Genomic DNA, 21,157 nt, shown 5'->3' with positions numbered 1-21,157 from the left:
AGCACAAAAACAACAATTTCGATGAAGCACTTTGAGGACAACCATCATGATTATTTACGGTGTGGCGTTGCTGGCGATCTGCATGTTGGCAGGCGTGATTCTGGGAGACATGCTCGGCGTTCTGCTAGGCGTCAAATCCAACGTGGGCGGGGTGGGGATCGCGATGATCCTGCTGATCTGCGCCCGGCTGTGGATGCACAGGCACGGCGGCATGACCAAGGAATGCGAGATGGGCGTGGGCTTCTGGGGTGCCATGTACATCCCGGTGGTGGTGGCGATGGCGGCCCAGCAAAACGTGGTGACCGCACTGCACGGCGGCCCGGTGGCGGTGCTGGCGGCGATTGGTTCGGTGGTGGTGTGCGGTTGCACGATTGCCTTGATCAGCCGTACGCACAAGGGCGAACCGTTGCCCGATGAAGAGCCGCTGATTGCGGCTGCACCTGTCGCGGGAGGTCGCTGATATGTGGGAACTCATTGAGAAAGGCCTGGCCAATAACGGGCTGGTGACGGCGTTTGCATTTGTTGGTGTGGTGATGTGGATTTCGGTGGTGTTGTCCAAGCGCCTGACGTTCGGACGCATCCATGGGTCGGCCATCGCGATTGTGATCGGGCTGGTGCTGGCGTGGGTCGGCGGTACGCTCACCGGTGGGCAGAAAGGCCTGGCGGACGTGGCGCTGTTTTCCGGGATCGGGTTGATGGGCGGTGCCATGCTGCGGGACTTTGCCATTGTGGCTACGGCGTTTGAAGTGCAGGCCACCGAGGCGCGCAAGGCCGGCCTGATCGGGGCGATTGCGCTGCTGTTGGGCACGGTGTTGCCGTTCATTGTGGGCGCGAGTATCGCCTGGGCATTTGGTTATCGCGATGCGATCAGCATGACCACCATCGGTGCGGGCGCGGTGACTTACATCGTCGGGCCGGTGACCGGGGCGGCGTTGGGTGCAAGCTCGGATGTGGTGGCGTTGTCCATTGCCACCGGCTTGATCAAGGCGATCCTGGTGATGGTCGGCACGCCCATGGCGGCACGCTGGATGGGCCTGGATAACCCGCGCTCGGCCATGGTGTTTGGTGGTCTGGCCGGCACGGTGAGCGGCGTGACGGCGGGCCTGGCGGCGACGGACCGGCGGTTGGTGCCGTATGGCGCGTTGACCGCCACCTTCCACACCGGGCTTGGGTGCCTGTTGGGGCCGTCGGTGCTCTACTTCATCGTGCGCGGGATTGTCGGCTAGATCCAATGGCCTCATCGCAGGCAAGCCAGCTCCTACAGTTGACCGAGTACTCCCAGGCAACTCGGTCAACTGTGGGAGCCGGGCTTGCCCGCGATAGCGGTCTCAAGCCTGGCGATTTGCGTACATCCGGCACTCTGCCAACAGCGCGAGCAAGTTCGGGTCGCGCTCCTTGGCTTTCAGAAACACCACGCCAATGTGCTGCTGCAAGCGGTAGCGCGGTTGCAGGGGAATCAGCTTTACCCGGTTCTCGTACACCGCCGCAATCCGTCCCGGCAGCAGCGCATACCCCACGCCCGAGCTGACCATGCTCAGCAGGGTGAAGATGTCGTTGACCTGCATCGCCACTTTCGGCTCGAACCCTGCCTGCTTGAACACGCGGTTGCCGTCCTGATGGGTGGCGAAGCCTTGGGTGAGGGTGATGAAGGTGGCGTCGCGCACGTCCGCCAGGTCGATTTCCTGTTCGCGGTCGAAAGGTGAATCCGCCGGGGTGGCGAGGAAGATATCGTCGGAGAACAGGGCGATCTGCTCGCAGTCCGGGTCGTTGGCGTGCTCGTCGAGGGAGATCAGAATCGCGTCGACTTCCATGTTCTTCAGCTTGTACAGCAAGTCGAAATTGGAGCCGAGGATCAGGTCGATATTGAGTTCGCTGCGGCGGATCTTCAGGCCCATGATCAGCTGCGGCACGGTCTTCACCGTCAACGAGTACAGCGAGCCCAGCTTGAAGCGCTCGGCGGAGAAACCGGCGGCCTCGCGGGTCACCCGCACGCTGTCCACCACATCCTGCACCAGCTTCTGCGCGCGCTCTTCCAGCACATAGGCGCTTTCCAGTGGCGTGAGGTTGCGCCCTTCGTGCTTGAACAGCGGGCAGCGCAGGGCGTTTTCCAGGGAGTGGATCGCCCGGTGCACGCTGACGTTGCTGGTCTGCAATTCAGCCGCCGCCCGCGCCAGGTTGCCGGTGCGCATGAACGCCAGGAAGATCTCCAGTTTCTTGAGGGTGAATTCTTCGTCGATCAGCATGGCCGTGACTCTTGTTCGAATGCCGTCGATTGTGCCCCTAAAACCAGTTCACTCCCAGCCATGCACTGCACAGGCCCAACACCACGCCGAGGATGATCAGCCAGATCGCATTGAGCCGCGTGTAATACACCACGGCGGCGCTGGCGAGGGTCAGTACCAGGCTGGTGGCGTTGTTTTCCAGGCTGTTCATCAGGATGTAGCTGGCGGCCAGGATCAGCCCGATGGAGATCGGCAACAGGCTGCCTTTGACCCGCTGCACCCACGGCGTGTTGGTGTGTTTCTCCAGCCAGCCGGCGCCGACGTAGGTCAGCACCGAGCAGGGCACCAGCTTGGCGGTCAGCGCCACCAGCGCCCCCGGCAACCCGGCGGCTTGCTGGCCGATAAATACCAGGAACATGCCGTTGGGCCCCGGCAAAGCCTGGGACAAGGCGAAGAAGGCGACGAACTGGGCGTCGGTGATCCAGTTCATGTCGGTGACGGTGTAGCGGTGGATATCGCTCAGGGCCACGGTGTTGCCGCCAATCGCCATCAGCGACCACAGCGCGCATTGGATCATCAGGTGGAACAGTACGCTCTGCATCAGCCGGCCACCTTCTGCTTGCCCATGAAACTCAAGGCCAGGGAGCTTGGGATGCAAATCAGCAAGACCATCCACAACGGCAGCACCAGCACCGCCATCAACACGAAGGTCAGGACGAACGCGCTGTAATTTGCCAGGGTTCGCGGCATGGCCTTGAGCAGGCGCAAGGTGGTGCCGAGCATCAGCCCGGTGGCGATCGGCATGACCGCACCGAAGATCTGTTGCACCACGTCATGGCTCCACCATTTGGCATAGGCGAAGCCGGCCAGCACGGTGATCAGCGAGGGGAACAGATACAGCCCGACCACGGTCACAACCGCACCCGGCAAGCCGTGCAGGCGCCGGCCGTAGATGATGCCGACGTTGGCGATGTTCGGGCCGGGGAAGAACTGGCCGGTGGTCAGCAGCTCGTTGAAGCCTTGCTCGCTGACCCACTGCCGGCGGTCGACCATCATCTGCCGAGCCCAGGGCATCACGCCGCCGAAGCCGAACAGGCCGACCATGGCGAAGTTGTAAAACAACTGCCACAGACTGGGATGAGGCTGGGCAGGTTCGAGGTCAGGCATGGGTATTACCGATGAGGTGCTTTTATGTAGGAGCTGGCTTGCCGGCGATAGCGGTATATCAGCAGCAGATGTAGGGCTGACCCACCGCTATCGCCGGCAAGCCAGCTCCCACAGGATGAAGCGAATCATCCATCGGCGTGTGCATTTGGGCAAATGAAGAAAGGTTGTTACCTGATATTGGCCGGGTGACGTCAGAATGGTCTGGGTGATAACGGTTATTCGAGGTGAGTGACACATGTATCACGGGGAACGATTCAACGCCTGGAGCCATTTGCTCGGGGCGGTTGCGGCTTTTATTGGCGCAGTGTGGATGTTGGTGGTGGCCGGTATGGACGGCAGCCCCTGGAAGATTGTCAGCGTGGCCATTTACGGTTTCACGCTATTGGTGCTGTACAGCGCGTCCACCGTGTACCACAGCGTGCGCGGGCGCAAAAAAGCGATCATGCAGAAGGTTGATCACTTTTCGATCTACCTGCTGATCGCCGGCAGCTACACGCCGTTTTGCCTGGTGACGCTGCGCGGGCCGTGGGGTTGGACGCTGTTCGGGATTGTGTGGGGGCTGGCGGTGATCGGCATCCTGCAAGAGATCAAGCCCCGCTCCGAGGCGCGGATCCTGTCGATTGTGATCTATGCCGTGATGGGCTGGATCGTGCTGGTGGCGGTCAAGCCGCTGATTGCTGCGCTGGGGCCTACCGGGTTTGCCTGGCTGGCGTCGGGCGGGGTGCTGTACACCGTGGGCATTATTTTCTTTGCCCTGGAGGACCGCCTGCGGCACTCCCACGGGATCTGGCATTTGTTCGTGATCGGCGGCAGCCTGCTGCATTTTGTGGCGATCATGGGGTACGTTTTATAGCCGGTCCAGTTGCTCCTGGGCGCGGCTGCCGAAAATCTCCAGCAGGCTCGCCAGCATGTGTGGCGGCGGTTCGTCGGCGCGGGTCAGCGCATACAAGGTGATGGGCAGCGGCGGCGCCAGCGGGCGAATGCAGGTGGTGGCCGGTGACGCGCCGAGGGCGGTGAACGGGTCGATCACTGCCAGCCCGGCGCCCGACTCGACCATGGCCCTGGCCAGTGAATAGGTCTGTACCGCGATGCTGACTTGGGGCGGCGGATCCACTGCCTCCAGGTAGCTGTCCAGCTTGGCCGACAACGGGTCGGCGCTGGACAGGCCAATCAACGGCGCGCCCGCCAAAGCCATCAGCGGCAGCGGCTTGCCCAATTCGTTTTCCCTCCAGTAACCCAGCGGCGCCAGCGCCACCAATACGCCGTGGGCCAACGCCTGGGCGCTCAGCCCCGGGTGATCGGGCGGCTGCAGGGTCAACGCCACATCCACTTCACGCATCAACAGGTTTTGCACCAGCTCGCGGCTGTGGGCGCTGGACAGCTCGCAGGCGATGTCCGGGTAGCGTTGGGTCCATTCGCGAATGGCCGGCGGCAGCAACGATAAGGCCAGCGCCGGCGTCGCGCCGATACGCAGGCTCTGGCCCGGCTCGCGGCGCAGGTTTTGCGCCAGGCGCCGCACGGCTTGCAGGCTCTCGGTCACCTTGTCGACTTCCCGCTCCAGCGCCAACGCTTCCGGCGTCGGTTGCAGCTTGCCGCGGATGCGCAGGAACAGCGGGAACCCCAACTGCAACTCGGCGTGTTGCAGCACCTTGCTCACCGCCGGCTGCGAGACATGCAGCAGCTGGGCCGCGGCGCTGATGGAGCCGGTCTGGCGGATGGCCTGGAAGATTTCGATATGACGCAAGCGCATGGGCAGTCCATAACCTTTGTTTATGGGTGACCCATCTTTATTCATTGTCCCGCCGCTGTCACCTGCCCCTAACCTTCAACCCAGACAACACAGGGTTAAGGAACAGACATGGCTCAGCAGGTTTGCGTCATCGGTGGTGGGGTTATCGGCCTGGCGAGTGCCTACGCCCTGGTGCGTGCCGGTATGCAAGTGACGGTGGTCGAGGCCCGGGAAACCCTGGGCAGCGAGACCAGTTTCGCCAACGGCGGGCAGTTGTCCTATCGCTATGTCGCGCCCCTGGCCGACAAGGGCGTGCCGCTGCAAGCCATCGGCTGGATGCTGCGCGGTGACTCGCCACTGAAGCTGCGCCCACGCATGGACCCGGCCCAGTGGCGCTGGATGGCGTCATTCCTGGGGGCCTGCCGTGGCTCGGTGAACCAGCGCAATGCGGCCCATCTGCTGCGTCTGGCGTCCCTGAGCCAGAACACCCTGCAACGCTGGCGTGAAGAAGACCAACTGGGCGACTTCCACTGGCGGCGCAACGGCAAGTTGGTGACCTTTCGCACCCTCGACAGCTATGAGCGCGCACTGAATAAAGTGACCGACCCGTTGCAACAGCAAGTGCTCTCGGCGGCGGACTGTGAACGGCTGGAGCCGACCCTGGACGGCGGCAGCTTTTTTGGCGGCATCTACACGCCCAACGAAGAGGTGGGCGACTGTCATGCCTTCTGCCAGCAGTTGGCGGCGCGGCTGGAAGCGTCGGGGCGCTGTACGTTCCTGCTGGGGCGCAAGGTGACGCGCATCCATCATCACGCAGGCCGTGTGCACTCGATTGAAATGGGCGATGAGGCGATGTCTGTCGAACACCTGGTACTGGCCGCCGGGCACCGCAGCCCCGAGCTGGCCTTGCCTGGCATGTCGTTGCCGTTGTATCCCCTCAAGGGCTACAGCCTGAGTGTGCCGATCGGCGCGCAGCATCGGGCACCGAGCATCAGCATCACCGACTACGACCGCAAGATCGTCTACGCGCGCATCGGCGAGCAGTTGCGAGTGGCGGCGATGGTGGACATCGTCGGCTTCGACACCCGCCTGGAGCCCAAGCGCCTGGCGCTGATTAAACGCCAGGCCCTTGAGACTTTCCCGCTGGCCGGTGACTACCCGCATGCGGTCGAATGGGCCGGCATGCGCCCGGCCACACCCACCGGCGTGCCGCTGATTGGTGCCAGTGCCTGCAGCAACCTGTGGCTTAACCTTGGCCACGGTGCCCTCGGCTTCACCCTGGCCTGCGGCAGCGGCCAGGTGCTGGCCGAGCTGATCGGCCGGCACACCCCTTCCATTGACATGCAGGGCTTCGCGCCCCGCGCCGCTTGAGGATGCCTCGATGACCATCACCCGAATCAACAGTAATAGCCGCCTGTCTGGCGCCGTGGTTTTCCAGGAACTGGTGTTCCTTTCCGGCCAGGTGCCGGGCGAAGGGCGGGACGTGAAGACCCAGACCGAAGAGGTGCTGGCCAAGATTGATGCACTGCTGGCAGAGGCGGGCAGTGACAAGGATCATCTGCTGAACGCGACCATCTACCTGAACAATATCGAGGACGGGTTTGCGCCGATGAATGAAGTCTGGTCCGCCTGGCTGTCGCCGGGGCAGGCGCCGACGCGGACCACGTTGCAGGCACAACTGGCCCGGCCCGATGTGCTGGTTGAGATCAGCGTCATTGCTGCCCGCCGTCCATAAACAACTGGAAAAACCAACGGAGAATAACAATGCAAAAAATCCTGTTGATGAGCTTCACCTTGTTGATGTGCATTCAGGCCCATGCTTCTGAAGCCCCACTGGAAGGCACGCTAAGCAAGATCGCCAACGCCAAGAGCATCACCCTCGGCTACCGCGATGCCTCCGTGCCTTTCTCCTACGTCGGTGACCACAGCGGCAAGCCCATGGGCTACTCGGTGGAACTGGCGAACAAGATCGTCGAGCGCATCCAGCAGAAAACCGGGGTGCCGAAGCTCAACGTGAAATACAACCTAGTGACCTCCCAGACCCGCATCGCCCTGGTGCAAAACGGAACGGTGGACCTCGAGTGCGGCTCCACCGGCGTGACCGCCGAGCGGCAGAAGCAGGTGGCGTTTTCCTACGGGTTTATCTATGTGAAGGGCCAGTTGCTGACCGCCAACGACAGCGGCATCAAAAGCTTCGCCGACCTGCGGGGCAAGAACGTGGTGACCACCGCCGGCACCACCAACGAGCGTTTCCTCAAGAGCTACAACGTTGATCACAAACTGAACATGTCAGTGATCAGCGCCAAGGACCATGGTGAAGCCTTCCAGATGCTGCAATCGGGCCGGGCGGCGGCGTTCTACATGGACGACGCGTTGCTCTACGGCGAGCGCGCCAAGGCCAGGGACCCGCACAAGTGGGTGGTGGTCGGGGAAGAACAGTCGCGGGAAATCTACAGCTGCATGGTGCGCAAGGACGACCCGCAGTTTCTCGCGGTGGTCAACGAAACCCTGGCCGGCCTCTACAGCTCGGGGGAAATCAACGGGATTTACCAGCGCTGGTTTGAACAGCCGATTCCGCCCAAGGGCTTGAACCTGGAGTTCCCGATGACCAGCGAGTTGAAGGCGATTATTGCCAAACCGGTGAGTGACCCGGTGGAATAGTGGAGTGGAAGCCCGATCAAAATGTGGGAGCTGGCTTGCCTGCGATAGCGGTGCATCAGCAACAAATGTATGGCTGACCCACCGCTATCGCAGGCAAGCCAGCTCCCACATTTGATTGGGTTTGCAAAGCCTAGTTAGAAGTCGCCCCACAATTGCTGGGCTACCGACAGTGCCACGACTGGCGCTGTTTCGGTACGCAGCACACGTGGGCCCAGGCGTGCCGAATGGAAACCCGCCCCTTGTGCCGTTTCGACCTCTGCGTCGGTCAAGCCACCTTCCGGCCCGATCAGGAAGGCCAGGCTCCCAGGCTTGGCATGGCTCACCAGCGGCTCGGCCACCGGGTGCAGCACCAGCTTCAAATCCGCCTCGGCCTGTTTCAGCCAATCCGCCAGCAACAGCGGTGGATGAATCACCGGCACCCGCGAACGACCGCATTGCTCGCACGCGCTGATCGCCACCTGGCGCCAGTGCTGCAAGCGCTTGTCGGCGCGTTCGTCCTTGAGGCGCACTTCGCAGCGGTCGCTGAAGATCGGGGTGATTTCATTCACTCCCAGCTCGGTGGCTTTCTGGATCGCCCAGTCCATCCGCTCGCCACGGGACAGGCCCTGGCCAAGGTGAATCTGCAACGGCGATTCGACCTGCCCGGCGAAAGCTTCGATGACTTGCACCACCACGCGTTTTTTACCGACTTCCAGCAAGCTGGCGCGAAACTCCTGGCCGGAGCCGTCGAACAGTTGCACGGCGTCGCCTTCGCTCATGCGCAATACGCGGCTGATGTAATGCGCCTGGGCCTCCGGCAACTCATGGTCGCCAAGGCTCAGGGGGGCGTCGACAAAAAAGCGGGACAGTCTCATTTCTGTTCTCGGAAGAAATACAAAACCTGTGGGAGCCGAGCTTGCTCGCGATGACGCAAGCCTTGGCACCCGATTAATCAAGTGAACTCAATCAACCCGGATCACGAAACCCCGGGTGGAAATCCTTGGGCACCGCCACGCTGACCTTGCTGTTGGTGGCGATATCGATCCCTTCGCTGGCCACTTCAGCCAGGAAGTCGATCTGCTCCGGGGTGATCACGTACGGCGGCAGGAAGTACACCACGCTGCCCAACGGCCGCAGCAACGCGCCGCGCTCCAGGGCATGTTCAAACACCTGCAGGCCACGGCGTTCCTGCCACGGGTAGGCGGTCTTGGTGGCCTTGTCCTGCACCATCTCGATGGCCAGCACCATGCCGGTCTGGCGCACCTCAGACACGTGAGGATGGTCCACCAGGTGCGCGGTGGCGGTCGCCATGCGCCGGGCCAGGGCCTTGTTGTTCTCGATGACGTTCTCTTCTTCGAAGATATCCAGGGTCGCCAGGGCCGCCGCACACGCCAGCGGGTTGCCGGTGTAGCTGTGGGAATGCAGGAAGGCGCGCAGGGTCGGGTAGTCGTCGTAGAAGGCGTCGTACACATCGTCGGTGGTGACCACGGCGGCGAGCGGCAGGTAGCCACCCGTCAGCGCCTTGGACAGGCACAGGAAGTCCGGGCGGATGCCGGCCTGTTCACAGGCGAACATCGTGCCGGTGCGGCCGAAGCCCACGGCGATTTCGTCGTGGATCAGGTGCACGCCGTAGCGGTCGCAGGCCTCGCGCAGCAGCTTGAGGTACACCGGGTGGTACATGCGCATGCCGCCGGCGCCCTGGATCAGCGGTTCGACGATCACGGCCGCCACGGTGTCGTGGTTTTCGGCGAGGGTCTGCTCCATGGCCAGGAACATGGTCCGGGAGTGTTCTTCCCAGCTCATGCCGTCGGGGCGCAGGTAGCAGTCCGGGCTCGGCACCTTGATGGTGTCCAGCAGCAAGGCCTTGTAGGTTTCGGTGAACAGCGGCACATCGCCCACCGACATCGCGGCGATGGTTTCGCCGTGGTAGCTGTTGGTCAGGGTGACAAAGCGCTTTTTGTTCGGCAGGCCGCGGTTGAGCCAATAGTGAAAGCTCATCTTCAGCGCGACTTCGATGCACGACGAACCATTGTCGGCGTAGAAGCAGCGGGTCAGGCCTTCGGGCGTCATCTTCACCAGGCGCTCGGACAGCTCGATCACCGGCTGGTGGCTGAAGCCGGCGAGGATCACGTGCTCCAGCTGGTCCACCTGGTCCTTGATGCGCTGGTTGATGCGCGGGTTGGCGTGGCCAAACACGTTGACCCACCAGGAACTGACGGCATCGAGGTAGCGTTTGCCTTCGAAGTCTTCCAGCCAGACGCCTTCACCGCGCTTGATCGGGATCAGCGGCAGTTGCTGGTGGTCTTTCATCTGGGTGCAGGGATGCCACAGCACGGCGAGATCGCGTTGCATCCACTGATTATTCAAACCCATGTTCATTCTCCTCGAAGCGGCTCGCGGCAGGCGCGGGCGAAACAATCGCGCAAGCCTATGCAATGCAGGGCTGTGTCACAACCCAATTGCATGCTTGTAAGGCAAATCGCAGTAAACACAGGACGGTCTGTCACGTTTCTTGGGAATAGTCCTTAATCTCTTGTTAACTTACTGTGCATAGGCTCTTGATCGTATTTCTCGATATTTCAAAGCGAAAATTTCCGCTTTAATTCGATAGGTAAATCGATAGTCTTGGCCATAGCTCTTACGGGATTTGGGACATGCAACTACGTAATTCACCGGCCCGCTACGGCTGGGTCAGTATTGTTTTGCACTGGGGCGTGGCCCTGGTGGTGTTCGGTCTGTTCGCGTTGGGCCTGTGGATGGTCGGTCTCGACTACTACAGCACCTGGCGCAAAGACGCCCCGGACCTGCACAAGAGCATCGGCATCACGCTGTTCGCCATCATGCTTGTGCGCATCGTCTGGCGTCTGGTCAGCCCGCCGCCGCCACCGCTTGCCAGCTATAGCCGTATGACACGCCTGGGGGCTGCGTTTGGCCACGCATTCCTGTATCTGGGGCTGTTTGCCGTGATGATCGCCGGTTACCTGATTTCCACCGCAGACGGTGTCGGGATCCCGGTGTTTGGCCTGTTTGAGATTCCTGCACTGGTTTCCGGGCTACCGGACCAGGCAGACACTGCAGGCGTGGTGCATTTGTACCTGGCCTGGGTATTGGTGGTGTTCGCCGGCCTCCATGGTGTGGCAGCGTTGAAACACCATTTCATTGATCGTGATGTGACCCTGGTTCGTATGCTGGGGCGCAAAGCCTGATGTTCAACCTCGACTCACAAGGAATAGAAAGCATGTTGAAAAAGACTCTCGCCGCTCTGGCCATTGGTTCTGCTCTGCTGACTGCCGGTCAGGCGATGGCAGCTGACTACGTTGTCGACAAGGAAGGCCAGCACGCCTTCGTTGACTTCAAGATCAGCCACTTGGGCTACAGCTTCATCACCGGTACCTTCAAGGACCTGGACGGCAAGTTCAGCTTCGATGCCGCCAAGCCTGAAGACAGCAAGATTGAGTTCAACGTCCGCACCGCCAGCGTGTTCACCAACCACGCCGAACGTGACAAGCACATCGCCAGCAAAGACTTCCTGGACGTTGGCAAATTTGCCGATGCCAAGTTCGTCTCCACCAGCGTCAAGACCACCGGCAAGAATGCCGCTGGCCAAGTCACTGCTGACGTGACCGGCGACCTGACCTTCCACGGCGTAACCAAGCCGATCGTCGTCAAGGCCACCTTCCTGGGTGAAGGCAAGGATCCATGGGGCGGCTACCGTGCCGGCTTTGAAGGCACTACCTCCTTCAATCGCCAGGACTTCGGCAAGCAGATGGACCTGGGCCCAGCGTCCAACACGGTTGAGCTGTACGTGACGTTTGAAGGTGTGAAAGCGAAGTAATGCTTCGTATGTAGGAGCCGGCTTGCCGGCGATAGGGCCGCACCGTATGTGACGTTCTCAAGATCGTCATCGCCGGCAAGCCGGCTCCTACAGTTTTCAAGCTTCAATGAAAAATGCCCCGGATCTCGCGATCCGGGGCATTTTTTATGCAGCGCTGAAAATCAGCGGTTGCGGGTCAGCAACGCCGGCTTTTCACCACGTGGACGGCCCGGCAGTTGATCCAACTGCTCAGGTGTCAGCGTGCGATCACTTTTCGACTCTTTGTGGATGATCTTCGGTGCCGGGCCGCCGCGCGGGTTTTGCACCGCTGGCTCCGACAAACGAGGTTGATCATCACGGGCCGGGCGACGGTTGCGCGACTCTTCGCGACGGGCCTGGCCGTCACGGGGTGCACCGTTACGCGGGCCGCTGCGCTTGGCCGGCGGGGTGCCGGTGGTAGCGCCGTTGCTGCTGCGCGGACCGTTCTGGCGACCTTGTGGCTGGCCGCCGGTGCGTGGTGCGGAACCTGCGCCTGCGCCCTGGGCTGGAGCGCCTGGACGACGACCACGACCCTGGGCCGGCTTGGCCTGGGGCACGTAGTCAACGCGGTTACCGAAGTTGTCCACGTCGTCGTCCAGGAACTCGTCCGGAGCACGGTCGGCGGCAGCACGTGGCGGCTGGCTCGGCTGGCGCTGTTCGCGGGCCGGGGTGCCTTCACGGGGCTTTTGCTCACGGGCCGGGCGTTCGCCACGGCCATTGGTCGCAGCCTTGTCCTTGCCGCCCTTGTCCTTGCCCTTGTCTTTACGACCGCCACCACCACCGCCGCCGTTCGGGCCATCGCCCTTAGGACCGCGTGGGTTGTTGCGCGGGTTACGCACGTCCGGACGCTCGCGCACTTCAGGCTTCTCGGCCTCAACAGCGCTGGAGTCGAAGCCCATCAGGTCGCCGTCGGCGATTTTCTGCTTGGTCATGCGCTCGATGCTTTTCAGCAGTTTTTCTTCGTCCGGTGCGACCAGGGAAATGGCCTCGCCCGAACGACCGGCACGGCCAGTACGGCCGATACGGTGCACGTAGTCTTCGTCGACGTTTGGCAGCTCGAAGTTGACCACGTGTGGCAACTGGTCGATGTCCAGGCCGCGAGCGGCGATGTCGGTGGCCACCAGGATGCGCACTTCACCGGCCTTGAAGTCGGCCAGGGCTTTGGTGCGGGCGTTCTGGCTCTTGTTGCCGTGGATCGCGACGGCGGTGAGGCCGTGCTTGTCCAGGTACTCCGCCAGGCGGTTGGCGCCGTGCTTGGTACGGGTGAACACCAGCACCTGTTCCCACGCGCCGGCGGTGATCAGGTGGGCCAGCAGGGAACGCTTGTGGGCAGCGGGCAGGCGGAACACGCGCTGCTCGATACGCTCCACCGTAGTGTTCGGCGGCGTGACTTCGATGCGCTCGGGGTTATGCAACAACTTGCCCGCCAAAGCGGTGATGTCGTTGGAGAACGTGGCCGAGAACAGCAGGTTCTGGCGTTTGGCCGGCAGGCGCGCGAGGACCTTTTTCACGTCATGGACAAAGCCCATGTCGAGCATGCGGTCGGCTTCGTCCAGCACGAGGATTTCCACGTGGGACAAATCGACGCTGCCTTGGCCGCACAGGTCGAGCAAACGACCCGGGCAGGCAACCAGTACGTCGACACCACGGGACATGGCCTGAACCTGTGGGTTCATGCCGACGCCGCCGAAGATGCAGGCACTGACGAACTTCAAGTCGCGGGCATACAGCTTGAAGCTGTCATGCACTTGGGCGGCGAGTTCGCGGGTAGGGGTCAGGACCAGTACGCGCGGTTGGCGCGGGCCATGACGCTGGGATTTGTCCGGGTGACCGTTGGGGAACAACCGCTCCAGGATCGGAAGGGCGAAACCGCCGGTTTTACCAGTACCTGTCTGAGCCGCAACCATCAGGTCGCGACCTTGCAACACGGCGGGAATGGCCCGCTGTTGCACCGGAGTAGGCTCGGTATAGCCCGCTGCCTCGATGGCGCGGACTAAAGCCTCGGAGAGACCGAGGGAAGCAAAGGACATGAGTAATCCTGTTTTAGTTAGGGCTTGGCCCAGAGGGATAGTCTTGCCTGGCGTGAATGGCGTTTAGATGAACGCAATCCCGTCCGGTCCTGCTGGGGCTGGCGGGCACTCAGACGGCTCGCGCGGGCTTGAAAGCTGCGCTGTAGCGGGGTCGGGTGCCTTTTGCAAGACCGAAGCGTCCGGGCGTAAGCCTGGCGGAAAGGCCGGAGTATAACAGAGCAATCACTCTGCGCTGCTTTCCTGCTGCTCAACGGTGCTCGCGGGCAGGGCCAGGGCGCTGGTTTGAGGGCTGCTGCCTGCATATTTGGCGCTCAAGGCCGCGTAGGCCGGCTCTTGCTTGAAGCGTTTGAGTTCGGCGGCAAAGCGTTGCACCAGCAAATCCATGCCGGCCCCACGGCGCACGGCCAGAAATTGCGGCTGGTGGCTGATCACCTGGGGCGCCTGGGTGATCTGGTCCTCAAGCCCGAGGGCCTTGAGCACATGCTGGCCGACCCGGCGGTCGGTGATCACCAGGTCGATCCGCCCAAGGGCCAGTTTGCCGAAGTTGGCCTCGTGGCTGGCGGCCGGCTCCTGCTTGAACAGGGTGGATTCGCTGAACTCGGCGCCGTAGAGGTAGCCGGGCGAGGTGCCGATGGTCAGGCCGCGCAGGTCGTCGAAGGTCTGGAACGGATGCGGGCGATCATTGGCGTAGAACAGCACGAACTCCACATCGGACAGCGGCTCGCTGGGGTACAGCAATACATTGTCCCGTTCGTGGCTGTGGAAAATATCCAGTGCGCCATCAGCCTGGCCTTGGTCGAGCATCGCCAGGCAGCGCTTCCAGGGCAGGAATTGCCAGTCCACATCGATGCCCAGGCGCTGGAACACGATCACCGTGGTCTCGTAGTCGAGCCCGCGCATGGTGCCGTTGTCGTCATACACGTACGGCGCCCAGGGCTCGGTGACAATGCGTAATTTCTCGCCGTGGGCGCCGAGGCTCAGGCAAGCGAAAAGAACAGCGGTCAACAACCGGAAAGTGACAGGCATGCCCTGAGATTACGACTGTCGCGGGCTAAAGAGAAGCTCTGGCACAGTGATCTGCGGGCGGCTGGCGGATTACCGGCCTGGAGTTTTGATCAGGTGTTCGTAGATCGCCTCGCGGCGCTCGCCGAGAATCAGGCGCACCACGGGATTGGCGAACCAATGCTCCAGCAGATGGGCGTCAACGGGCTTGCCCTGGCGCTCTTCCTGATTTTGTCGGGCCTTGTCCCACCAAACCGGGCCACACGCCTGGTCGAACTCGTTTTCATGTTCGTAGCAGCCGTAGAGGATTTCCCGGATGAACTGCTGCTGATGCTTGGGCAATGCCAGGGTGATCAGCTTGTACATCAGGCGTTGCAGGCGCGGCGGGCGGGGCAGGTGGGCCGACACCTGGCGCGTGTCGTCCAAAGCCGTGACGCTGGTGGGGTTCGTCGCATGTTTGGCGATCCACGCCTTGACCTTGGCCCGGAACAGCTGCTTGCGGCTCCAGTAGTGGTGGATCAGGTCCGGGCATTCACGCACGTTGAGGGTGCGATAGGCCGCGATGGACAGGCAGAACTCTTCCAGGGTGTAGGCGCCCTGGGCATGGGGAAACAGTTCGTCCATCAACTCGATCGAGCGGTCGAGGATGTGCGCGTCCTGCTGCGTCAGGCCCATGACCCCGGAATTGAGGGTCATCATGTCGTCGTCGGCCACGCCCATGTCCAGCAGGCGCTGGTACAAGGCGCTGTACAGGATGCTTTCGTGGTTGTCGCCGTATTTGGTGTAGAAGGCGTTGCACAGCAGGGTGCCGGGCTGCACACGCTCAAACAACGCCAGGGGCGAATGGTGGAAAAACGTGTCGGTGTCGATCAGCAGCGCCACTTCGGATTCTTGCAGTACTTGCCGCAGCACCACGTGCTTGGTGCGAAAGTGGTAGCCATGAGGTTCGCACCAGCGTTTGCGCGTGGCTTCGTCCAGCGGGCGCACCGTCACCGGCAACAGGCGATAGGGTTCGGGGTTGTCACTGAAGACCTGGATGTCGAGGCCGGCATCCGGCGTATCCCGCAGAAAGGCCAGGGCGCTGGCGATGCTGAATACGGCTTCCTGATGGTAAGTCTCTGCGCCGAACACGAGGTAGACCAGTTGCGGGCGGGACATCGGGGTGGCTGTATTCATGAACTGCAGAATTCCGTGTACGTTTAGAACGGCAAAGGCCCTCATTGTGAGGGCCTTGGCATTTCGGGACAGACCTTAGCGTGGCAGCTTGAGGTTGTTCCAGACAGCGAGGCTTGGCTCAGCCTGGTTCAGGGTATAGAAGTGCAGCCCTGGTGCGCCACCTTGCAACAATTGTTCACACATTTCGCTGATGACCTGTTCGCCGAACGCCTGGATGCTCTTGACGTCGTCGCCGTAGGCTTCCAGTTGTTTACGAATCCAGCGTGGGATTTCCGCGCCGCAGGCGTCAGAGAAACGCGCCAGTTTGCTGTAGTTGGTGATCGGCATGATGCCCGGCACGACCGGGATGTTCACACCCATCGCCTGTACACGCTCAACGAAGTAGAAGTAGCTTTCGGCGTTGAAGAAGTACTGGGTGATCGCACTGTTGGCGCCGGCGTTGGCTTTGCGCACGAAGTTCTGCAGATCGTCTTCGAAATTGCGTGCCTGGGGGTGCATCTCCGGGTAAGCGGCCACTTCGATATGGAAGTGATCACCGGTTTCTTCACGGATGAAGCTCACCAGGTCATTGGCGTAGCGCAGCTCGCCGCTGGCCATGCCCATGCCGGACGGCAGGTCACCGCGCAGGGCGACGATGCGCTTGATGCCGGCTTGCTTGTATTGGGTCAGCAGGCTGCGCAGGTCGGCCTTGCTGTCGCCCACGCAGGACAAATGCGGAGCCGCAGGTACTTTGATTTGGCTTTCCAGCTGCAGCACGGTGTTGATCGTGCGATCGCGGGTGGAGCCGCCGGCACCGTAGGTGCAGGAGAAGAAATCGGGGTTGTAGCTGGCCAATTGCTTGGCGGTCGCCATCAGTTTTTCATGCCCAGCATCGGTCTTGGTCGGGAAGAACTCGAAGCTGTAGCGGCGGTCTTGGGACATGGTCATACCTATGGAAACTCATAAAGCCAGAAGGTGCACACCGTCAATGTGGGAGCGGGCTTGTGTGGGAGCCGGGCTTGCCCGCGATGCAGGCACCTCGGTGCGTCAGTCACACCGAGGTGATGCTATCGCAGGCAAGCCAGCTCCCACTTAAAGCCGGTGCCTACAGTAGGACTTAGTAGCGGTAAGCGTGCGGCTTGAACGGACCTTCAACGCCCACACCGATGTAGTCGGCCTGGGTCTTGGTCAGTTGAGTCACCACGCCGCCGAAGCCGCGGACCATTTCCAGGGCCACTTCTTCGTCGAGTTTCTTCGGCAGTACTTCCACGGTCAGGCGCTCGGCTTTCTGGGCTGGCGACAGGTCGGCGTATTTCTGGCCGAACAGGAAGATCTGGGCCAGTACCTGGTTGGCGAACGAGCCATCCATGATGCGGCTTGGGTGGCCGGTGGCGTTGCCCAGGTTGACCAGACGGCCTTCGGCCAGCAGGATCAGGTAGTCATCGTTCTGCGGGTCGAAATCACCAGCGCCGGTACGGTGAACCTTGTGTACCTGTGGCTTCACTTCTTCCCATGCCCAGTTCTTGCGCATGAAAGCGGTGTCGATTTCGTTGTCGAAGTGACCGATGTTGCACACCACGGCGCGCTTTTTCAGGGCCTTGAGCATGTTCGAGTCGCACACGTTGACGTTACCGGTGGTGGTCACGATCAGGTCGATCTTGCCCAGCAGGGCCTTGTCGATGCTCGCTTCGGTGCCGTCGTTCTGGCCGTTGATGAACGGCGAAACCACTTCGAAACCGTCCATGCAGGCTTGCATGGCGCAGATCGGGTCAACTTCGGACACTTTAACGATCATGCCTTCCTGGCGCAGGGACTGGGACGAACCCTTGCCCACGTCACCGTAGCCGATCACCAGGGCTTGCTTGCCGGACAACAGGTGGTCGGTGCCGCGCTTGATCGCATCGTTCAGGCTATGACGGCAGCCGTACTTGTTGTCGTTCTTGCTCTTGGTCACCGAGTCGTTGACGTTGATGGCCGGGATTTTCAGCTCGCCCTTGGCCAGCATGTCCAGCAGGCGGTGTACGCCGGTGGTGGTTTCTTCGGTCACGCCGTGGACGCGGTCGAGGATCTGCGGGTACTTCTTGTGCAGCAGCTCGGTCAGGTCGCCGCCGTCGTCGAGGATCATGTTGGCATCCCATGGCTTGCCATCCTTGAGGATGGTTTGCTCCAGGCACCACTCGTACTCTTCTTCGGTCTCGCCTTTCCAGGCGAACACGGCGATGCCGGCAGCGGCGATAGCGGCAGCGGCCTGGTCTTGAGTCGAGAAAATGTTGCAGGACGACCAGCGTACTTCGGCACCCAGGGCAACCAGGGTTTCGATCAGCACGGCAGTCTGGATGGTCATGTGGATGCAGCCGAGAATCTTCGCGCCCTTGAGCGGCTGCTCAGCGGCGTACTTGCGACGCAGGCCCATCAGGGCTGGCATTTCGGATTCGGCGATAAAGGTTTCGCGACGGCCCCAGGCAGCGAGGGACATGTCGGCGACTTTGTAGTCGGTAAAACCTGCAGGCGTGATTACAGCGCTCATGAAGAGCCTCCATTCGTAGTGTGCGAATGGGCGCCGTTGTGCGTTTAGTATCCAGCTGGCTAACCAGGCCGGACAACGCCCCATCCGAGCCTGACAGGTCGAGCCTGCTGCAGCGCCCCTCGGACAGGTGGCGGGAGAACGGTATCAATCGAAGATGACCGTTTTGAAGCGGAGGCGATTATAGCCGCCTGCGCCTGACTTCTAAAGCCTTTCTGTCGGCGGCATGAAGATCGCTCATGGGGCTGATAGGCAATGGCTCATAGAGCTTGGGCCCGGCCTCTGCCATGATGTTGCCCATCATTTCGCAACACGCTTTGGAGTGAACATGAACTTCCACACCCGCAAATGGGTAAAACCCGAAGACCTCAACCCCAATGGCACTCTGTTCGGTGGCAGCCTGCTGCGCTGGATCGACGAAGAAGCGGCCATCTACGCGATTGTCCAGTTGGGCAACCAGCGGGTGGTGACCAAGTACATCTCCGAAATCAACTTCGTCAGCGCCTCGCGCCAGGGCGACATCATCGAACTGGGCATCACCGCCACCGAGTTCGGCCGCACCTCCATCACCCTGACCTGCGAGGTGCGCAACAAGATCACCCGCAAGAGCATCCTGACCGTGGAAAAAATGGTCTTCGTCAACCTGGGTGAAGACGGCTTGCCGGCGCCCCATGGCCGCACCGAGATCAAATATGTGAAGGATCAGTTTCAGGAAGACGGCCTCAGCGAATAACGTCGTGCGGGCGTGACTTGTTTTGCAAGACGCTTCCGGATGGATCGTTCCAGGCTCTCTCGTCACACAGGACTACACCCTGTAGAGAGAGTCGACAATGGAACTGTTAAACCCTGCTCAGCCTTCATACCCTCAAACTTCGCCAGCCGCTGCCCGAGACATCGTGGGCAGTGGCCTGTCAGCGGCATTCGACACGGCCTCGGCACCGGTTGTCCAAAGGAGTGGCCACGCTACCGTTCAACCCCAAGGTACGAAAACGTCCCTGGTAGACGGCGCAGGTGAACGCAACCTGGCGTTGAGTCGCTACCCGAATGGCGTTGTGGAAGTGACGCTGTCCCCACCGCCGATCACTCAACTGGTACTCAGTGGCGGCGGTGCCAAGGGCATTGCCTATCCGGGGGTGGTCCAGGCGCTTGAAGATAAAAACGCCTTGAAGGGTATCCGCAGTATTTCAGGCTCATCTGCCGGCGGTATTTCGGCAGCCCTTCTGGCCAGTGGGATGGGGGCCAAGGACTTCGACACGCTGTCGGACCGCCTTGAATTGCCCAAGCTGCTGAACAGCAAATACGCCATTCCCGCTTGGCTGCAGGATGCGAGCTCGAGTGTCGGGAAGGTGGCGGGCAAGGTCAGCAGCCTGGCAGAGGTTTTGTTTAACGTGTTGCCACGCCTTGGCTCCAAGGCCGAACCCCTGGAGGCATTGGTGCGCGACGAGTCGCGAAAGACGGTGCTGGCGCACATTGCCGATTTGCCCAGGGACCAGCGCACACCACAAATCCTGGCGATTGCGGACAAATTAAGTGCGGGCGGCGCGACGACGTTCGGTGATTTGCAGGTGTTGAGCCGGCATATCCCGGCAATCAAAGAGCTCAATATCACGGGTACCGGCTTGTTCGATGGCCGACCGCAATTGGTGGTGTTCAATGCCAGTCTCACGCCGGACATGGACATCGCGCGCGCCGCGCATATTTCGGGGGCGCTGCCGGTGGTGTTCAAGGCGCCGCAGGAGCAAGGGCATGGGTTTCAGGAACACGGCGAGAAAACCTTCTTTCAGGATGGCGGCCTGCTGCTCAACACTCCCGCCACTGACTTTTTCCAGCGCACGTTTCCCTCCAGTGCACTCGCCGATACTGAACAACTGATCTTGAAGTTCGACGGTGATGAGCCCGCGGCGGTGCGCGGCAGTCGCCTTGACGGTTTCAAGGACCGGTTTCTCGGGATCCCGAACGCGGCCAATCATGAGCTGATGGCCTCGAAACTCAATGTCATGAAGGATCAGACGGTCGTTATGCCATTGAAGACCGGCATGGGTGACTTCAGCGGATTTCTCAACGGCACGATCAATTTCACCATGCCGCTGGAGGTCAAGAATCACCTGCAGGAACTCGCACGGGCTGCGGTGAATGCCCATATGGAAAAACGCTCTGAAGTGCGGGAGCAGTATTTATTCGGCTCGATTGAAGGTGCTGTGTTGGCCATGAGCGATTCCATGCTTGCCAGCGTAAAGGACGCACTTGATCAGGACGAAGCGTCCAGTGACGTGCTGCGTTTTCGAAACGAAGCCCGGCAGGGGCTTGCCATGCTTGATAAGGCTGTCGCGTCGGCCAATACCGGCGATCGGCTGCAAATGACGCCTGAATTGGCGTCGGCGTTGCGTAACCTGGACGCCCTGGCCAGCCGCCCGGAATACGTCGAGTGGCTGGGAGTTCGCCTCAATGATGCGGACAAGCCCAATTTTCAGCAGCTGCTGCAAGCGCCGCATCAGAACGCCTCAAGGGTCCTGGCCAGTGCCATCAGCGAAATGAAAAAGCGCAATATCGCGGTGATCGCCGACAACTTCACTCGGGAGGTTCTCTATCCCTCGTTGTTTCGCCCGGGCCAGCCGGATTCGAATGTCGCCCTGCTGCGTCGGGTTGAACACAACCTGGGCCGGGCAACGACGCCGGCCCAGGTCAACCAGGCGCTCGATGACATCGTTGAAAACTACGTGGCACGTAATAAACCCTGGTCGCAGCCGGGGCGCTCCACGACAGTGGAAATGGCCAAGGCATGGCGCCTGGCGGTTTAGTGGCTGAACAGTCCTGAACGCCGCGTGTCGTAGCTAA

21 protein-coding genes and 1 riboswitch are annotated in these 21,157 nt (G+C 61.3%); of the genes, 10 read left to right on the top strand and 11 right to left on the bottom strand.

Annotated elements, in window-relative coordinates:
• The first annotated feature begins 46 nt into the window (after positions 1–46).
• Both madL and madM read left to right on the top strand, forming a co-directional pair.
• The gene (gene madL / locus V3W39_RS19600; protein WP_010167643.1) at positions 47–460 is read left to right on the top strand and encodes a malonate transporter subunit MadL; all 414 of its coding nucleotides are present in this window, start codon (positions 47–49) and stop codon (positions 458–460) included.
• A 1-nt stretch (position 461) separates the two neighbouring features.
• Positions 462–1,226, top strand: a complete 765-nt coding sequence (gene madM / locus V3W39_RS19595; RefSeq protein ID WP_003216820.1) for a malonate transporter subunit MadM — start codon at positions 462–464, stop codon at positions 1,224–1,226.
• 102 nt (positions 1,227–1,328) lie between these two features.
• Here the strand turns inward: madM and V3W39_RS19590 are convergent, their stop codons facing one another.
• From V3W39_RS19590 to V3W39_RS19580, 3 genes are read right to left on the bottom strand one after another with little or no spacing between them, the layout of a single operon-like run.
• Positions 1,329–2,243, bottom strand: coding sequence for a LysR family transcriptional regulator (locus V3W39_RS19590; RefSeq protein WP_010167642.1), 915 nt, complete (start codon positions 2,241–2,243; stop codon positions 1,329–1,331).
• A 37-nt stretch (positions 2,244–2,280) separates the two neighbouring features.
• On the bottom strand, positions 2,281–2,823 hold the full coding sequence (locus tag V3W39_RS19585) for a chromate transporter (protein WP_177079257.1): 543 nt from the start codon (positions 2,821–2,823) through the stop codon (positions 2,281–2,283).
• Positions 2,823–3,389, bottom strand: coding sequence for a chromate transporter (locus V3W39_RS19580; RefSeq protein WP_003216826.1), 567 nt, complete (start codon positions 3,387–3,389; stop codon positions 2,823–2,825). Before V3W39_RS19580 ends, V3W39_RS19585 begins: the two co-directional genes overlap by 1 nt.
• 235 nt (positions 3,390–3,624) lie before the next feature.
• Here V3W39_RS19580 and trhA point away from each other — a divergent pair, with 235 nt between their 5' ends.
• Positions 3,625–4,242, top strand: coding sequence for a PAQR family membrane homeostasis protein TrhA (gene trhA / locus V3W39_RS19575; RefSeq protein WP_177043129.1), 618 nt, complete (start codon positions 3,625–3,627; stop codon positions 4,240–4,242).
• Here trhA and V3W39_RS19570 read toward each other — a convergent pair.
• Positions 4,237–5,139, bottom strand: a complete 903-nt coding sequence (locus tag V3W39_RS19570; protein WP_330213148.1) for a LysR family transcriptional regulator — start codon at positions 5,137–5,139, stop codon at positions 4,237–4,239. The two genes, trhA and V3W39_RS19570, sit on opposite strands and share 6 nt — an antisense overlap.
• Positions 5,140–5,247: 108 nt before the next feature.
• Between V3W39_RS19570 and V3W39_RS19565 the strand changes: the two genes are divergently transcribed.
• Genes V3W39_RS19565 through V3W39_RS19555 form a run of 3 tightly spaced genes read left to right on the top strand, consistent with a single transcriptional unit; the run spans position 5,248 to position 7,779 of the window.
• Positions 5,248–6,489, top strand: coding sequence for a D-amino acid dehydrogenase (locus tag V3W39_RS19565; protein WP_330213147.1), 1,242 nt, complete (start codon positions 5,248–5,250; stop codon positions 6,487–6,489).
• Positions 6,490–6,499: 10 nt separating this feature from the next.
• Positions 6,500–6,853, top strand: coding sequence for a RidA family protein (locus V3W39_RS19560; RefSeq protein WP_177043132.1), 354 nt, complete (start codon positions 6,500–6,502; stop codon positions 6,851–6,853).
• Positions 6,854–6,900: 47 nt separating this feature from the next.
• A complete protein-coding gene (locus tag V3W39_RS19555; protein WP_371321477.1) occupies positions 6,901–7,779 on the top strand; it encodes a transporter substrate-binding domain-containing protein in 879 nt (292 codons plus the stop codon).
• A gap of 134 nt (positions 7,780–7,913) precedes the next feature.
• On the opposite strand, the gene V3W39_RS19550 is transcribed toward V3W39_RS19555, so the two are convergent.
• A complete protein-coding gene (locus V3W39_RS19550; RefSeq protein ID WP_259195589.1) occupies positions 7,914–8,633 on the bottom strand; it encodes a 16S rRNA (uracil(1498)-N(3))-methyltransferase in 720 nt (239 codons plus the stop codon).
• Positions 8,634–8,724: 91 nt separating this feature from the next.
• Positions 8,725–10,131 (bottom strand): adenosylmethionine--8-amino-7-oxononanoate transaminase, encoded by a 1,407-nt coding sequence (locus tag V3W39_RS19545; protein ID WP_330213146.1) that lies wholly within the window; start codon positions 10,129–10,131, stop codon positions 8,725–8,727.
• Between the two features lie 281 nt (positions 10,132–10,412).
• Between V3W39_RS19545 and V3W39_RS19540 the strand changes: the two genes are divergently transcribed.
• Positions 10,413–10,964 carry a cytochrome b gene (locus tag V3W39_RS19540; RefSeq protein WP_063026565.1) on the top strand — a complete coding sequence of 184 codons (552 nt, stop codon included), beginning with the start codon at positions 10,413–10,415 and terminating at the stop codon, positions 10,962–10,964.
• A 32-nt stretch (positions 10,965–10,996) separates the two neighbouring features.
• Positions 10,997–11,593, top strand: a complete 597-nt coding sequence (locus V3W39_RS19535; RefSeq protein WP_010167625.1) for a YceI family protein — start codon at positions 10,997–10,999, stop codon at positions 11,591–11,593.
• Positions 11,594–11,754: 161 nt separating this feature from the next.
• Here V3W39_RS19535 and V3W39_RS19530 read toward each other — a convergent pair whose 3' ends face one another.
• From V3W39_RS19530 to ahcY, 5 genes are all read right to left on the bottom strand, one after another.
• The gene (locus tag V3W39_RS19530) at positions 11,755–13,641 is read right to left on the bottom strand and encodes a DEAD/DEAH box helicase (RefSeq protein WP_017476487.1); all 1,887 of its coding nucleotides are present in this window, start codon (positions 13,639–13,641) and stop codon (positions 11,755–11,757) included.
• A 222-nt stretch (positions 13,642–13,863) separates the two neighbouring features.
• Positions 13,864–14,667, bottom strand: coding sequence for a substrate-binding periplasmic protein (locus V3W39_RS19525; protein ID WP_177043136.1), 804 nt, complete (start codon positions 14,665–14,667; stop codon positions 13,864–13,866).
• 69 nt (positions 14,668–14,736) lie between these two features.
• Positions 14,737–15,819: a hypothetical protein gene (locus V3W39_RS19520; protein ID WP_177112512.1), complete on the bottom strand. Its 1,083-nt coding sequence runs from the start codon at positions 15,817–15,819 to the stop codon at positions 14,737–14,739.
• A gap of 75 nt (positions 15,820–15,894) precedes the next feature.
• Positions 15,895–16,740: a methylenetetrahydrofolate reductase [NAD(P)H] gene (gene metF, locus V3W39_RS19515; RefSeq protein ID WP_177112513.1), complete on the bottom strand. Its 846-nt coding sequence runs from the start codon at positions 16,738–16,740 to the stop codon at positions 15,895–15,897.
• 175 nt (positions 16,741–16,915) lie between these two features.
• Positions 16,916–18,325 (bottom strand): adenosylhomocysteinase, encoded by a 1,410-nt coding sequence (ahcY, locus tag V3W39_RS19510; RefSeq protein ID WP_330213145.1) that lies wholly within the window; start codon positions 18,323–18,325, stop codon positions 16,916–16,918.
• A 21-nt stretch (positions 18,326–18,346) separates the two neighbouring features.
• Positions 18,347–18,452, bottom strand: a riboswitch (S-adenosyl-L-homocysteine riboswitch).
• Positions 18,453–18,650: 198 nt separating this feature from the next.
• On the opposite strand from ahcY, the gene V3W39_RS19505 reads away from it, so the two are divergent.
• Both V3W39_RS19505 and V3W39_RS19500 read left to right on the top strand, forming a co-directional pair.
• A complete protein-coding gene (locus tag V3W39_RS19505; RefSeq protein ID WP_034128915.1) occupies positions 18,651–19,055 on the top strand; it encodes an acyl-CoA thioesterase in 405 nt (134 codons plus the stop codon).
• A 163-nt stretch (positions 19,056–19,218) separates the two neighbouring features.
• Positions 19,219–21,120: a patatin-like phospholipase family protein gene (locus V3W39_RS19500; protein ID WP_330213144.1), complete on the top strand. Its 1,902-nt coding sequence runs from the start codon at positions 19,219–19,221 to the stop codon at positions 21,118–21,120.
• Positions 21,121–21,157: the final 37 nt, after the last annotated feature.

The organism is Pseudomonas sp. Z18(2022) (genome assembly GCF_036346535.1).
GTDB lineage: Bacteria > Pseudomonadota > Gammaproteobacteria > Pseudomonadales > Pseudomonadaceae > Aquipseudomonas > Aquipseudomonas yamanorum_A.
Note: the sequence above shows the minus strand (reverse complement) of the source record. Positions and strands in the feature narration are given on the sequence as shown.